11 protein-coding genes and 1 pseudogene are annotated in these 13722 nt (G+C 47.5%); 8 read left to right on the forward strand and 4 right to left on the reverse strand.

Annotated elements, in window-relative coordinates:
- Positions 1–13: 13 nt before the first annotated feature.
- Positions 14–853 (reverse strand): helix-turn-helix transcriptional regulator, encoded by an 840-nt coding sequence (locus C5I45_RS16625; protein WP_107994521.1) that lies wholly within the window; start codon positions 851–853, stop codon positions 14–16.
- Between the two features lie 108 nt (positions 854–961).
- On the opposite strand from C5I45_RS16625, the gene fabF reads away from it, so the two are divergent.
- Positions 962–2197 (forward strand): beta-ketoacyl-ACP synthase II, encoded by a 1236-nt coding sequence (gene fabF / locus C5I45_RS16630; RefSeq protein ID WP_015388627.1) that lies wholly within the window; start codon positions 962–964, stop codon positions 2195–2197.
- Positions 2198–2225: 28 nt separating this feature from the next.
- On the opposite strand, the gene C5I45_RS16635 is transcribed toward fabF, so the two are convergent.
- A complete protein-coding gene (locus C5I45_RS16635; protein WP_025853711.1) occupies positions 2226–3437 on the reverse strand; it encodes a Bcr/CflA family efflux MFS transporter in 1212 nt (403 codons plus the stop codon).
- A gap of 145 nt (positions 3438–3582) precedes the next feature.
- A complete protein-coding gene (locus C5I45_RS16640) occupies positions 3583–4716 on the reverse strand; it encodes a glycerol dehydrogenase (RefSeq protein ID WP_014304447.1) in 1134 nt (377 codons plus the stop codon).
- A 281-nt stretch (positions 4717–4997) separates the two neighbouring features.
- On the opposite strand from C5I45_RS16640, the gene C5I45_RS16645 reads away from it, so the two are divergent.
- The 7 genes and pseudogenes from C5I45_RS16645 (at position 4998) to C5I45_RS16670 (ending at position 11483) form a co-directional block, all read left to right on the forward strand.
- Positions 4998–5855: a YitT family protein gene (locus tag C5I45_RS16645; RefSeq protein WP_003156057.1), complete on the forward strand. Its 858-nt coding sequence runs from the start codon at positions 4998–5000 to the stop codon at positions 5853–5855.
- Between the two features lie 118 nt (positions 5856–5973).
- Positions 5974–6501 carry a GNAT family N-acetyltransferase gene (locus C5I45_RS16650; protein ID WP_046560189.1) on the forward strand — a complete coding sequence of 176 codons (528 nt, stop codon included), beginning with the start codon at positions 5974–5976 and terminating at the stop codon, positions 6499–6501.
- Between the two features lie 278 nt (positions 6502–6779).
- Positions 6780–8408 (forward strand): ribosomal protection-like ABC-F family protein, encoded by a 1629-nt coding sequence (abc-f, locus tag C5I45_RS16655; RefSeq protein ID WP_107994522.1) that lies wholly within the window; start codon positions 6780–6782, stop codon positions 8406–8408.
- A 215-nt stretch (positions 8409–8623) separates the two neighbouring features.
- Positions 8624–9094 (forward strand): Rrf2 family transcriptional regulator, encoded by a 471-nt coding sequence (locus tag C5I45_RS16660; protein ID WP_107994523.1) that lies wholly within the window; start codon positions 8624–8626, stop codon positions 9092–9094.
- On the forward strand, positions 9094–10503 hold the full coding sequence (locus C5I45_RS16665) for an MFS transporter (RefSeq protein WP_107994524.1): 1410 nt from the start codon (positions 9094–9096) through the stop codon (positions 10501–10503). The genes C5I45_RS16660 and C5I45_RS16665 overlap by 1 nt, the downstream gene beginning before the upstream one ends.
- Positions 10504–10565: 62 nt before the next feature.
- Positions 10566–10664: pseudogene (locus C5I45_RS19815) on the forward strand (hypothetical protein); the annotation flags it as partial.
- Positions 10665–10760: 96 nt separating this feature from the next.
- The gene (locus tag C5I45_RS16670; RefSeq protein WP_003156060.1) at positions 10761–11483 is read left to right on the forward strand and encodes a gamma-glutamyl-gamma-aminobutyrate hydrolase family protein; all 723 of its coding nucleotides are present in this window, start codon (positions 10761–10763) and stop codon (positions 11481–11483) included.
- A 33-nt stretch (positions 11484–11516) separates the two neighbouring features.
- Here C5I45_RS16670 and C5I45_RS16675 read toward each other — a convergent pair whose 3' ends face one another.
- Positions 11517–13670: an MMPL family transporter gene (locus C5I45_RS16675; RefSeq protein ID WP_107994525.1), complete on the reverse strand. Its 2154-nt coding sequence runs from the start codon at positions 13668–13670 to the stop codon at positions 11517–11519.
- Positions 13671–13722 lie beyond the last annotated feature (52 nt).

Below are 13722 nucleotides of genomic sequence, written 5' to 3' on the forward strand. Positions count from 1 at the left end.
TTTTTTCTGTTCTTCACCTGTTTTCGAAGAGCTTTTTCAGCTTTGCTTCCGTTTCGGTATGATCTACCGGCGTATACACACTGCAGCGCAGATCACTGTTGCCCTGAACCTGAAATGAAGTCAGGTTAAAGACCATTTTTCCCGCCTTCGCGTGGCGGAACTCAATTAATACTTCGGGTGCCGAGCTGACTTCGCTCTCATTCCACAGCGTATGAAATTCCGAATACGTTTTCTCCATTTCTTCTATAAACTGAGAATACCACGTATCAGCTACATACTGGCCGTAATACGTTCTGAAAATGGCGATGAATCCTTTCACAAAGTGCTCCCAGTTCACGGCTAAACTTCTTAATTCTTTTCTGGAAAACAATAGCTCTATGAGATTCCGTTTTTCAGGAGGAATTTGTTCAAAATCTAAAAACACGTGAGCCGCGGCCTGATTCCATCCCACGATATGACAGCGCCTGTCCGAGATAATGGTGGGACAATAACGGAGCTCATGCAGGATTTTTGAAAGCGACGGGCTGATAACCGCTTCTTCCTCCGCGGCAAACGGCTGCTTCACGCCCTCCTCAATGGCAAGCGCGTATAAATAATTTCTCTCATCTTTGTTGAGCTGCAGCACATCGGAAACCGCGTCCAATACGGCTGCGGACACTTTAATGTCTCTGCCCTGCTCCAGCCACGTATACCACGTGGTGCTTACGCCTGCTAATTGCGCGACCTCTTCTCTTCGGAGCCCGGGCGTTCTTCTCCGTGTGCCCATCGGCAGCCCGGCCATCTGCGGAGAAATTTTGGCCCGCTGCGTTTTTAAAAACTCTGAGAGCGCCTGCAATCTTCCTTCTGGTATCATACCGAATCTCTCCTCTCTTACCCTGGTATTCATTATACTAGGATAATCAACAACTTGTAATAGGATAATTGCGAGTTACAATAAATACATACCGAAGGAGGAATGACCATGAAAAGAGTTGTGATCACCGGAATGGGAGTGATTTCACCTCTCGGCAATGATGTGCATACATTTTGGAAACACCTGACGGAAGGAACATCGGGAATCTCTCTCATCGATTCGTTTGATGTCTCCGGCTCCAAGACAAAAATAGCCGGCACCGTCCGTGATTTTGACGCAGAAGAAAGATGGGGCAGAAAAGAAGCGAGACGGCTTGACCGTTTCAGTCAGTTTGCTTTAGCGGCAGCGGAACAGGCGCTTGAAAGCTCCGGGATTCAGCTCGATCAGATTGACCGTGAACGCCTCGGCGTGTACGTCGGCTCGGGAATCGGCGGCATCACGACTTTGATTGATAACGTTCATACTTTAAATGAACGGGGAGCGCGAAAAGTGAGCCCGAGCCTTGTCCCCATGATGATCTCAAACGCGGCCGCCGCTCAAATCAGCATCAGATTAGGCGCGCTCGGCCCCTCACTTTCTCCCGTCACCGCGTGTTCCATCGGCAATACGTCGATCGGGGAAGCATTCAACGCCATTCGGAATGATGACGCAGATATTATGTTTGCCGGGGGAGCGGAAGCGGCGATTACGAATTTGTCATTAGCCAGCTTCGGCAATGCCCACGCGCTGTCAGCGAGAAACGAAGAACCCGCCGCGGCAAGCCGGCCGTTTGACGCTGATCGCGATGGGTTTGTCATGAGTGAAGGCGCGGGCATCTTAGTATTGGAATCATTGGATAGCGCAATCGGCAGAAACGCCCCGATCCTCTGTGAGGTGCTCGGCTACGGCGCAAGCTCTGACGCGTATCATATGGTGGCCTCCCATCCGGAAGGGACGGGCGCATACCTGGCGATGAAAAATGCTTTGAAAAAGGCGAACGTTTCAGCGGAAGACATTGATGTCGTAAGCGCCCACGCGACAAGCACAAAAGCCGGAGATCTTTCTGAAACATTGGCAATCAAAACATTATTCGGGGAGCTTGCGTATGACATTCCGGTTACGGCCAACAAATCAATGCTCGGCCACATGCTTGGCGCGGCAGGCGGCGTTGAAGCCATCGCTCTGACAGAAAGCCTGAGACACGGCATCATCCCGCCGACGATCAATCTGCAGCACCCTGATTCGGCATGTGATTTGGACTATGTGTCAGACGGGCCCCGCCATCAATCGTTAACGATCGGCCTTTCCAACTCATTCGGCTTTGGCGGACATAATTCGGCGATCGTGCTGAAGAAATATGAATAGCGGGCATCAAAAAAAGGAGTGAATCATTTCACTCCTTTTTTGCTTTCTCCGGTTTTGTTGTTAAGGCGAAAAAAGCGATGGAACCGATAACGGATGTCGTGAACATAATTGCCCCCATCGGCACGGCCGTCGCTTCATTCATCCCCACAAGCGGCGACACGATGGAACCGAGAAGAAGCGGAAGCATGCCGAGCAGTGCGCTTGCGCTTCCCGCGCGGTGTCCCTGCTTTTCCATCGCCAATGTAAAGGTGCTTGTCAGCGTCATGCCGATCGTAATCATATAAATAAAAATGGAAATCACCAGTGCCGCCAGCGGTCCGTGAATGATCGTCATGACGAGCAGAACGGCAGTCGCCGTCATCGCTGTAATCACGCCGATTCTCAGCAGGCTTTTTTCGTGAATGATCCCGCCGAAACGGCCGATGATAAAGCTTCCGGTAATGATCGCCAGACCGTTTATGCCGAATAAAACACTGAATACCTGAGGCGATACTCCGTAAATATCCTGATACACGAAAGGCGTTCCGGAGACATACGCAAAGCTCCCGCCGTGAATAAAACCGACCGTCAGCGCATAGCCGATAAATGACCGATCCTTCAGCAGGCTTCCCATTGTCCGCACGGAATTTCCGATGGAGCTCGGAATCCGCTTTTCCGGCGGCAGGGTTTCTGTCAGCTTGAGCGCAATGATGAGAACAAGCAAAAACCCGATAAAGGTTAAAAACAGAAAAATCGTATGCCATGATGCAAACGGAAGCAATAAAATCGCGCCTCCCGTCATCGGCGCCACCATCGGCGCGACGGCGGTAATGACCATCAGCAGCGAGAAAAATTTAGAAAGCTCTCTTCCCGTAAACACATCTCTGACGATTGCACGGGATAAAACGAGTCCGGCCGAAGCGGTGAATCCTTGAAGAAAACGGGCAATCACCAGTGTTGAAATGTTCGGTGCAAGCGCGCAAAACAGAGAAAACAAAGCAAATAAAAAAATACATAGCAATAACGGTTTTCTTCTTCCCTTCGCGTCACTTAACGGGCCGACAACAACCTGTCCGATTGTCAGTCCGATCAGACAAGCGGTTAAACTGAGCTGGACAAGCGAAGCGCGGGCGCTTAAATCTTCGGCGATTTCAGGGAAACTCGGCAGATACATATCTATATTGAGCGGCCCCAGTATCGCAAGCATTCCGAGAAGAAAAGCCAGCGCAAGCCGCTCCTTACCGGTCGGATTATGCAGCATATCGTTCCCACCTTTCCTTTGTCAATCTCTCAAAACATTTGTATATTGTATCATAATTTTTTCTTTATTTTTAAAAGTTTTCAAAGGGCATAAAAAAACCAAGGGCTGTAACAGCCCTTGGTTCCGGGTCACGCGGTAAAAGGTTTTACGCGTGTTTTTCTTTAAATGCTTTTGCGTATTGATCAGCCGCTATAATGGCATCCGCCACGTCGTCAGCCGTCACGTCAAAAGCGGCATGAATCGTTTCTTCTTCAATCGTCGCGGCTTCTGCCACTTTCATAATGTCCTCTTTAGATGCGTCTTTCAATTTGATGTCTTCAAGTGTGACAGGCAGCCCCAAGCTGATATAAAACGCGATATACCGCTCAATTTCCTCAAGCGAACGTTTTTCCAGCGCCAATTGAACGAGCGTGCCGAATGCCACTTTTTCACCATGGGTCAAGTGATGGATTTCACCTTCAAGCGCGGTAAATCCGTTATGAATGGCATGTGCCGCAGCTAAGCCGCCGCTTTCAAATCCCAGTCCGCTCAGAAGTGTATTGGCTTCAACCACCGCTTCCAATGCGGGCGTAACGGCTTTCGCTTTCACAGACTCATAAGCGAGACGGCCGTATTTGAATAATACCGCTTCACATTTTTCCGCGATAGCCTCTCCGGCGATTGTCGGAATTCCGCCTGCCATCGTTTTACCGCCATTGGCAATGACACTGCGCGCCTCTATCCATGTCGCCATCGCATCGGCAATCCCTGATGCTAAAAAGCGCGGCGGAGCTTCCGCGACGATTTTCGTATCGACAAGAACCAAGTCAGGATTCTTATGATAAAAACGATAGTTTTCGAACGCGCCTTGTTCAGAATACACGACAGACAGCCCGCTTGTCGGAGCATCCGTTGAAGCGGCCGTCGGCACGATAACGGTGTAGCCGTTTATTTCATCTGATACGGCTTTGGCCGTATCAAGCGTTTTACCGCCGCCGACTCCGATGACAATAGTCGCCCCTGCTTTTTCTGCGATACCGGCAATTCTTTTCATTTCTTCCTGGGAGGCTTCGCCGTTGAAAACCGCCTCTTCAGAAGAGATATTGCTTTTCTTTAATTCAGCCGTCACCTTGTGGCCCGCGATATCCCATACGGTTTTGTCCGCGATGACGACGGCTTTTTCACCAACGCCCTCCAGATGTCCGCCGATCGTTTCAATGGCGTTTTTTCCCTGCACGTATTTGGCCGGACTGATAAAAATTCGTTCCAATGTCATCATCCCTTCTTCGTTGTCTCTCATTACATTTCTCTTATTGATAGAGCAGAAATGAAAACTCTTCTGATATAATTCCTCGTTTTAACTTGGTTTAAACCTCATATACACTGCAGAAAATCAATTTTCACGGCATTGACAAGATGTGAAGGTGTCTATATAATCTTCGATATTGAAGCTGATCATTCTTTACTGAATGAACAAACGAGATTGTGAATGATTCGTCTTAAAAATTATTTAGTTCTGCTGGATAATTTTTGAGGCGTTTTTGTTTTATATATATTTTTGACTGCGGAGGAGGTTTGCACATGAAAAACATTTGCAAGGATATACTGATGATTATGGCCGGAGCCTTTCTTATCGCGGCGTCCGTGGAATTTTTCGTCATCCCGAATCATTTAGGGGACGGCAGCACCGTGGGAATCGCTCTCGTTTTATATTATCTTTTCCATATACCTGCAAGTATTACGACTCTGGTTGTAAATTTGATTTTTATCGGGCTGGCTTATAAATTTTTAACGAAAAAAACGATTTTATACACGATACTCGGTACGGGAATGACTTCTGTTTTTCTCAGCATCGTCAGCTTTATTCCGTTCGGCGTGCACGACATGGTGCTCGGGATTGTATTCGGCGCTCTGCTGATGGGAGCGGGGCTGGCATTGATCTTTATCGCTGACGGATCTACCGGCGGGACCACGCTTTTGGCGTATTTATTGAATTACACAAAGGGCTTTAACATCTCCAAAAGCATGTTTTATATGGATTGTGTCATCATTTTCGCATCCGTTTTAGCGATCGGAATCAATCATATGCTGTATACGTTTATATTCGTTTATCTGTGCGCCAAAATCGTCGATATTGTCATTGAGGGTTTCCATAATAAAAAAGCCCTCACCATTATGTCTGACCAATACGAAGAAATCGCCAAAGCCATCACCTCCGAGTACGGCAACGCGGCGACGATATTTTACGGATACGGGTATTACGGCAGCAAAGACAAGCGCATTATCTATGTTGTCATTAAAAAGAACGAATTGCTGAAAATCAAAAAACATGTTCAAAAAATTGATCCGAAATCATTTATCGTTATTCATGAAGTAAAAGAAGCTGTCGGAGGGCAATTCGGGTTTACAAACCTGCCCGCCGCCGCAAATGAAAAATAACCGCCTGCAGTGTATAGCTGCAGGCTTTTTTTATTCGGCTCTTCCCCGCTCAAAGGTTTTTTGCATCTTTCAATCGAAGTAGTAAATGAAACCTTTTTTGATGGAGGAACATAAAAAAATGAATATCAAAACTGAAAGGCTCGTCATTCGGACATTTGAACCGGAAGATTGGCAGGATGTCTATGCGTACACCTCGAATCCGAGTGTCATGAAATATATACCAGAGGGTGTCTTTACCGCAGAAGATGCCAGGAAATTCGTTACTGAAAACAGCGGTGAACATGCCGGGAAGTTTCCCGTTTTATTGAAGGATGAGAAAACGGTCATTGGCCACATTGTTTTTTTTCAGTATTTTGGCGATCATACGTATGAAATCGGCTGGGTGTTTCACCCGGAATACCAGGGCAAAGGATATGCTTCAGAGGCGGCGCGCGCCGTGCTGGCATTCGGGTTTAACAAGATGAAATTACACCGGATCATTGCGACATGTCAGCCGGAAAACATGGCTTCGCACCGGGTGATGGAAAAGATCGGGATGAGGCGGGAAGGCTTGTTTAAAAAATGCATCCCCCATGATAATGAATGGTGGGATGAATATTATTATGCCGTTTTAGAAGAAGAGTGGGAAGCCTCCGATCTGGAATAAAAAGGCTTATACCCTTTGCTTTTACAGATAAGTGTGTGCTACACTGTTCGTAACAAATACGAAGGGATGATGGGTGGACAATGATTAACTAATCTTATTTTGACCGTTTGAAATCAAATATTTCAAATCAGAAAAAATAGGATTAGTCTGCCCATTTTCTATACGATACGAGAAAGCTATGTAAAAATAGCTTATTTGTTCACGCACAGGTACGGCTAATCCTTCCAAATCAATTGGGAGGATTTTTTTGTCCTCCCTTTAAAGCGAGGGATTGACATATGAAAGAAATGTTAAAAATAAGCGGCATCAGTTACGAAATCAACAGCGTTCCCCTTTTTGAACAGATCAGCGCGAGTGTTCAGCAAGGCGACATCATCGGTGTTATCGGTAAAAACGGCGCCGGCAAATCTTTATTGCTGCAATTGATCTGCAATAAAAAAGCGCCGTCACAAGGACAGATCCAGATGATGCAAGATGTGAACATATATATGGTGGAACAAGAAACGGAAGCTTATGATTCCGGCCATCCGGAGCCTGCGGAGGCAGCCTTGTTAGAAAAGTGGAACGTGCCCGCACGCGCCTTTTCGCAATTAAGCGGCGGAGAAAAATTGAAAGCCCGTCTTGCCAAAGGTTTCTCCTCCTCAAGCGGCCTTTTGTTATTAGATGAGCCGACGAACCACCTCGATCAGCACAGTTTAGAAATACTGCTGAATCAGATCAAGAATTACAAAGGCACCATTATTTTCGTTTCACATGATCGTGCTTTTATAGATGCGGCGGCGACAAAAATCTGGGCCATCGAAGGAAAGAAACTCATTGAACATAAAGGGAATTATTCAAGCTATATGGAGGTCCGCAAACAGAGAAGGCTGACACAGCAGCGGGAATATGAGAATCAGCAGCATATGATCAGACGGATTGAAGCTCAAATGAACGAGCTGAGCGCCTGGTCAAAAAAAGCCCACGCCCAATCAACGAAAATAGAAGGCTTTAAAGAATATCACCGCGTAAAAGCAAAACGCACGGACGCCCAGATTAAATCAAAGCAGAAGCGTCTTGAAAAAGAGCTTGAAAAAGCGAAAGCAGAACCGGTTGAAGCGGAGTATGAAGTCCGTTTTTCCATTGAGCACCGCAAAAAAGCGGGAAAGCGTTTTTTAGAAGTAAGTGATGTCACAAAGTCATATGAAGGCCGAACGCTTTTTAAAAACGTGAATTTCACTGTGATGCACGGTGAAAAGATCGCGATTACAGGCCCGAACGGCAGCGGGAAAACAACATTATTGAAGGTCATCCTCGGTCAGGAAAAAGCGCAGGGCGGCATATGGATTTCTCCGTCTGCAAACGTCGGCTATTTAACCCAGGAAGTATTCGACCTTCCGCTTGATAAAACCCCCGAACAGCTTTTTCACAAAGAAACGTTCGAAGCAAGGGGAAATGTTCAATCCCTCATGAAGCATTTAGGATTTACCGCAGCGCAATGGACGGAACCCATCGGCAAGATGAGCATGGGAGAGCGGGTCAAATGCAAGCTGATGGCGTTTATTCTGGAGGAGAAAGATGTGCTGATTCTGGATGAGCCGACAAACCACCTTGATCTGCCGTCACGCGAGCAGCTTGAAGACACTTTGGCCCGATACGACGGAACGCTCATCATCGTATCGCATGATCGTTACTTTGTCGAAAAGACGACGGACATCCGGCTTGATATCTCAAACGGCAGCGTCCGAAAACAATGGAAAGAATCTCCCTCCGTCAGGGATGATGCTGAAGAACTGCGATTAAAGCTTGAAACCGAACGGCAGGAAGTCCTCGGAAAACTCAGCTTCATGACTCCGGCTGATAAACAATATCGTGAGCTTGATCAAAAGTTCAAAGAGCTGACGGAAGAAATCAAGAAGTTGAAATGAATGTAAAAACCCGTGATTGTCACGGGTTTTTTGAGTTTTTGTTCCTAATGTTTCAATAGATGACTTATGATGACAAAGCGCTTCAATACAAGCAGATTTGTTAACCATACCGAGCAAAAGAAATGATCCGTTTCTTTTGCTTTTTTTATTGACAAAAGCTGCTAAGGGATCTATTGTGGATAATGGTTATCTATAATGAATCAGGAGTGAGTAGGATGAAAATGAAATCAGGGATGGAGCAGGCGGTTTCTGTGCTGCTGTTATTGTCGCGGCTGCCCGTACATTCTTCTTTAACGTCAGAGGCAATCAGCCAGCGTTTACGCGTGTCTCCGTCTTATTTGAAGAAGCTGATGAGAACATTGGTACAGGCCGATTTGGCAGAATCCATACCGGGGACCAAAGGCGGCTTTACCCTTACGAAGCCTTTGACAGACATTACGCTCTATGATGTTTATCAGGCGGTCGAAGGCAGAGGTTCGATGTATCAGGGGAAGGGCCTGCTGCAATCCGTATTCGAGGATGAAAGCAACTGTGTGCTGGAGACAGTCATGGGGGAAATCGAGGATAAATGGGCCAATCTCATGAGAGAAGAATCCTTGCAGCATGTCATGAACAGAGTCGGGGAACTGTATGATCTTGAAAAAATAGATGATTGGGTAAACAAGCAAGTGAAAGGGCAATTGTAATGACAAACAGCGGGTTTTCACAAAAATCAAAATCATCAACAGGCCTATCTGTACTGATCGTGCTCGCACTTGGTTTCCTCATGGCAACTCTTGATGTAACCGTCGTGAATGTGGCGATGGCTGATATGAAAAACACCCTTTCAATGTCACTTTCAGGCGTGACGTGGGTTGTGGACGGATACATCCTTACGTTTGCGTCACTTCTGCTGGCGGGCGGAGCCTTGGCAGACCGTTTTGGCTCAAAGGCGATATACATACTGGGCTTGGCCGTTTTTGTCCTGGCCTCTTGCCTATGCGCCGTATCTATTAATGGCCAGATGCTGATTGCCGGACGTCTCATGCAAGGGATTGGCGCGGCTTTGTTTATGCCGAGCTCACTCAGCCTTTTGGCTGCCTCTTACCCAGATGAGCGGGTGCGGGCAAGAATATTTGGACTATGGGCCGCCCTTGTTTCCGCTGCTTCAGGCCTTGGGCCCTTTATCGGTGGCGTGCTGGTACAGACGGCAGGCTGGCAGAGTATTTTTCTGATCAATGTGCCGTTAGGGGCTGCACCACTCATTTCAGCTTACCGAATACTCGGCCGAGTACCGGGAAAAAGCAGCCGTGTGAACCTTACAGGGCATCTGCTTGGAGTGGCGGCGCTCGGATTTCTTTCCTTTGCCTTGATACAGGGACCTTCAGCAGGCTGGCGCTCACCCATAATTCTTGGCGCATTCGCGGCGGCGCTTTTGGCATTTGTGCTGTTTTTGCTGCGGGAAATCTCTGCGGAAACGTCGATTCTGCCGGCGTCCTTATATAAAAACGGCCGATTCTCAGCTGCTCAAATTGTCGGGTTTTTACTGAATTTTGCCCTTTTTGGCGGCATGTTTATGCTGAGCCTTTTTTTGCAGGAGGTAAGAGGCGCAAGCTCCTTTATGGCCGGTGTAGAGCTGCTGCCGATGATGGCGGTCTTCGTGATCGGCAATATGCTGTTTTCCCGTCTGGCGAATCGGTTTGAAGCCGGACAGCTTATGTTTATGTCAATGGCGGCCAGCTGTATCATTGCATTGCTGTTGTTTGTGCTTGTTTCTCCTGATTTTCCTTATTGGCAGCTGGCGGTCTTGATGTCTGTTATGAACCTTGGCACCGGCATTACAGTTCCTGCTATGACAACTATGATCATGCAGGCTGCCGGACAACAGCATGCGAATATCGCCGGTGCCGCTTTAAATGCAAACCGGCAAATCGGAGCCTTGGTCGGCGTAGCGGTTTCCGGTGTGATCATTCATCTGTCCGCCACTTGGTACGCCGGTGCCGGATTTACGTTTTTGATGATGGGAGCGGCATACAGCCTCGCCGCATTGCTTGTATGGCTGTTTCTGGCGGCTCATAACGGCAATGCCGCGACAGAAAAAAATGCAAATCACTGATTGTGCTGCGTGGAAATATATTGAAAACAACAGACGCTGATAAGGACATTTCAAGATAGTGAAAAACAGCTGAGACCTTCTTAACTCAGGGAATGCAGCTTACCGCCTTTGAGCCATATTGGGGAAATCAAGTATCCGATACCGTCATGCTGCGTTACAGCACCGAGCCGATGAAGAATAATTTCAAACTGATTTGTACAACCTACGTTCAGATTCATACGAGAAGGTTCAGAAAGAAAGGCTCAGGTGAACGCAGAATGGCCAAACGCATCGGAATTACGGGAAACATTATGGCTGATCAATCCGGCCCTTTCCCGGGTTATAATCGGGCATATGTCAATAATGATTATATTCAGTCTGTTTCTGAGGCCGGCGGTGTGCCGTTTATATTGCCGGTGATTCAAGAGACGGCGCTTTTAAAGGAACAGGTCTCTCATGTTGACGGCATCATTCTGTCCGGCGGCCAGGATATAGATCCGCTGTTTTACGGCGAAGAACCTTTACAGGCTTTAAGAAAGACCTTTCCTGATCGGGACGCCTACGAAAAGGAGCTGATTCTCACGGCGGTTGCTTTAGAAAAGCCGATACTGGCCATCTGCCGGGGGATGCATATGTTAAACGTCACTTACGGGGGAACTTTATATCAAGACCTGACACACGCTTCGTTTGCTGACATTAAGCATGACCAAGAAAAAGATCCGCCGTTAAAAACCCATCATGTTTCTTTTGAAAAAGGGACACGTCTCCATACCTTGTTTGGCGATTCAGCGCGGGTGAATTCATTCCATCACCAGATCATAAAAGAGACGGCGCCTTCATTTAAAGCCGCGGCTTATGCGAAAGACGGGGCCATTGAAGCGATTGAACGAACGGGTGAATTATTTGTCGTCGGCGTGCAATGGCATCCCGAAATGCTGACAAAAAAACATGAAGACATGAAAAAGCTTTTTTCTCTGTTCATGAATGCGGTCAGCACATAAAAAAAGCAGATCATAACGATCTGCTTTTTCATTTTATTCTTCCGGTTTCTCCGGTGTTTTGCCTTGTGTCAGCTTATGGCCTTCGATATCCACGTTCGGAATGATTTTATCCAGCCACTTCGGCAAGTACCAGGCCGCATGTCCCATCAGCTTCATGACACTCGGAATGATGGTCATTCTTACAATGAACGCATCGAAAAGAACACCGAAGGTCATTGCCAACCCCATGGATTTGATCGTAGAGTCCCCCGCGAAGATGAATCCCGCAAAGACGAAAATCATGATCAGTCCCGCCGCTGTTACGACAGGCCCGCTATGTTTCAATCCGGCATGGATAGCTTGTACCGGATTTTTTGTTTTGACATATTCTTCTCTCATTCTGCTGACAAGGAATACTTGATAGTCCATCGCCAGCCCGAAAAGAATACCGATGGCTAAAATAGGCAGGAAGGCGAGAATCGGACCTTTTTCCGGAATGCTGAGCAAGCCGGTGAAATTCCCATCCTGCAGAACGAATACCGATAACCCGAGTGTAGCGGTCATCGTCAGCAAAAAGCCGACGACGGCGGCAAGCGGCACGAGAAGCGAGCGGAAAACAACGGTCAGCAATACAAACGCAAACCCGACAATAAGAATGGCGAATTCCGGAATCGCATCGTTTAACCGGTCTGAAATATCAATATTCACCGCTGTTGACCCGGTGACGAGCAGGCGGATGCCGTTTTTGTCTGATCGTTTCCGTATATCCTGCACTAACTCTTTCGTTGCCTTATCATTCGGCCCGGTTTCAGGCACTGCCGTAATGATGGCATAATCCCCTTTTTGATTCGGCATGGCAGGTGTGACGCTCGCCACATTGTGCAAGTCCTTTATTTCTTTCACGGCGTCTTGAAATGCTTCACTTTTGTTTCCCTTGACCCCTTTTGCATCGGCAACAATTGTCAGCTTGCCGTTAAAGCCTTCGCCGAATCCTTTAGACAACAGATCATAGGCGCGGCGGTCCGGGCTGTCTTTCGCTTTCATTCCCGCATCAGGCAGCCCCAGTTCTAAATGCATGGCCGGCAGACTGATGACAGCTAAAAGAATAATGCTGAAAATGCTTAACAGAATAGGCTTCTTTGTAACGAAGCGCCCCCAGGCATTCGTGTCGGCGCTTTTCTTTTCTTTCTTCTTGTTTGATTTCGGAATCATCCGTTTTCCTGCGATTGACAACACCGCAGGCACCAGCGTTACTGATGCCAATACAGCCATCAGCACACTGAGTGCCGCAGTCAATCCCATCGCAGACATGAACGGAATGCCGACAACGGTCAATCCGCAAAGCGCGACGATCACGGTCAGTCCCGCAAAAACGACGGCGCTGCCAGCCGTTCCCGCAGCTTTAGCGATCGATTCATTTTTTTGTACACCTTCGCCCAAAAACTGACGATACTTCGTAAAGATAAACAGCGCATAATCAATCCCGACGGCCAGGCCGATCATTCCTGATAATGAGAGACTGACCGAGGCTATCGTAAAGATCTGTGTCCCAATTAACGTCAGCGCGACGCTTACACCTAACCCGATCAGGGCCGTGACAATCGGCAGCCCCGCTATGACTAATGAACCAAACGTAATGGCCAGAACGACGAAAGCCAGCACAACGCCGACAATTTCAGATACACCGCCGGCTTCAACACCGGCCCCCGGCACATCGCCGCTGAGCTCCGTCTGCAGGCCCTTGTCTCCGGCGGCGGACAGACTGTGTTTAATATGTGAAACAGACGCATCCGTAATGTCATCCGCCGCTTTTTTGTACGTAATATCGGCATATGCCACTGACCCGTCTTTAGAAATGGTTCCTGTTTCAAAAGGATTTGCAATCGAAGCGACCGAATGATCTGTTTTGATCTTCTTTAATGTCTCTTCAATCGCTTGTTTTTCCGGTTTTGACGTCAATTTCTTCCCGTCTTCAGCTCCGAAAATAACCCGTATGCTTCCTTTATCGGGCCCCTTTGAAAATTCTTTTTGAATCACATCCATCGCCTTTTCAGAAGGTGTGTCGGGAATTGACATATCCTCAGAAAAAGCAGGTTTTAACGAGATGGCGATCACAATCGAAGCGATCAGTATCACGAGCCACGCACTGATCATTTTGAATCGGTTGCGGGCAGACCATCCCCCTAATTTATATAAAAAACCAGACATCGAATACTCCTCTCCAATCATTACTTTCTGCCTAATTGTAGTTCACATTCAC

This window comes from Bacillus sp. ZY-1-1, assembly GCF_003047165.1.
Taxonomy (GTDB): Bacteria; Bacillota; Bacilli; order Bacillales; family Bacillaceae; genus Bacillus; species Bacillus velezensis.

Bases quoted from the DNA above. Each gene is read 5' to 3' on its own strand.
- C5I45_RS16625 (WP_107994521.1), bottom strand. From the start codon at position 853: ATGATACCAGAAGGAAGATTGCAGGCGCTCTCAGAGTTTTTAAAAACG.
- fabF (WP_015388627.1), top strand. From the start codon at position 962: ATGAAAAGAGTTGTGATCACCGGAATGGGAGTGATTTCACCTCTCGGC.
- C5I45_RS16635 (WP_025853711.1), bottom strand. From the start codon at position 3,437: ATGCTGCATAATCCGACCGGTAAGGAGCGGCTTGCGCTGGCTTTTCTT.
- C5I45_RS16640 (WP_014304447.1), bottom strand. From the start codon at position 4,716: ATGAGAGACAACGAAGAAGGGATGATGACATTGGAACGAATTTTTATC.
- C5I45_RS16645 (WP_003156057.1), top strand. From the start codon at position 4,998: ATGAAAAACATTTGCAAGGATATACTGATGATTATGGCCGGAGCCTTT.
- C5I45_RS16650 (WP_046560189.1), top strand. From the start codon at position 5,974: ATGAATATCAAAACTGAAAGGCTCGTCATTCGGACATTTGAACCGGAA.
- abc-f (WP_107994522.1), top strand. From the start codon at position 6,780: ATGAAAGAAATGTTAAAAATAAGCGGCATCAGTTACGAAATCAACAGC.
- C5I45_RS16660 (WP_107994523.1), top strand. From the start codon at position 8,624: ATGAAAATGAAATCAGGGATGGAGCAGGCGGTTTCTGTGCTGCTGTTA.
- C5I45_RS16665 (WP_107994524.1), top strand. From the start codon at position 9,094: ATGACAAACAGCGGGTTTTCACAAAAATCAAAATCATCAACAGGCCTA.
- C5I45_RS16670 (WP_003156060.1), top strand. From the start codon at position 10,761: ATGGCCAAACGCATCGGAATTACGGGAAACATTATGGCTGATCAATCC.
- C5I45_RS16675 (WP_107994525.1), bottom strand. From the start codon at position 13,670: ATGTCTGGTTTTTTATATAAATTAGGGGGATGGTCTGCCCGCAACCGA.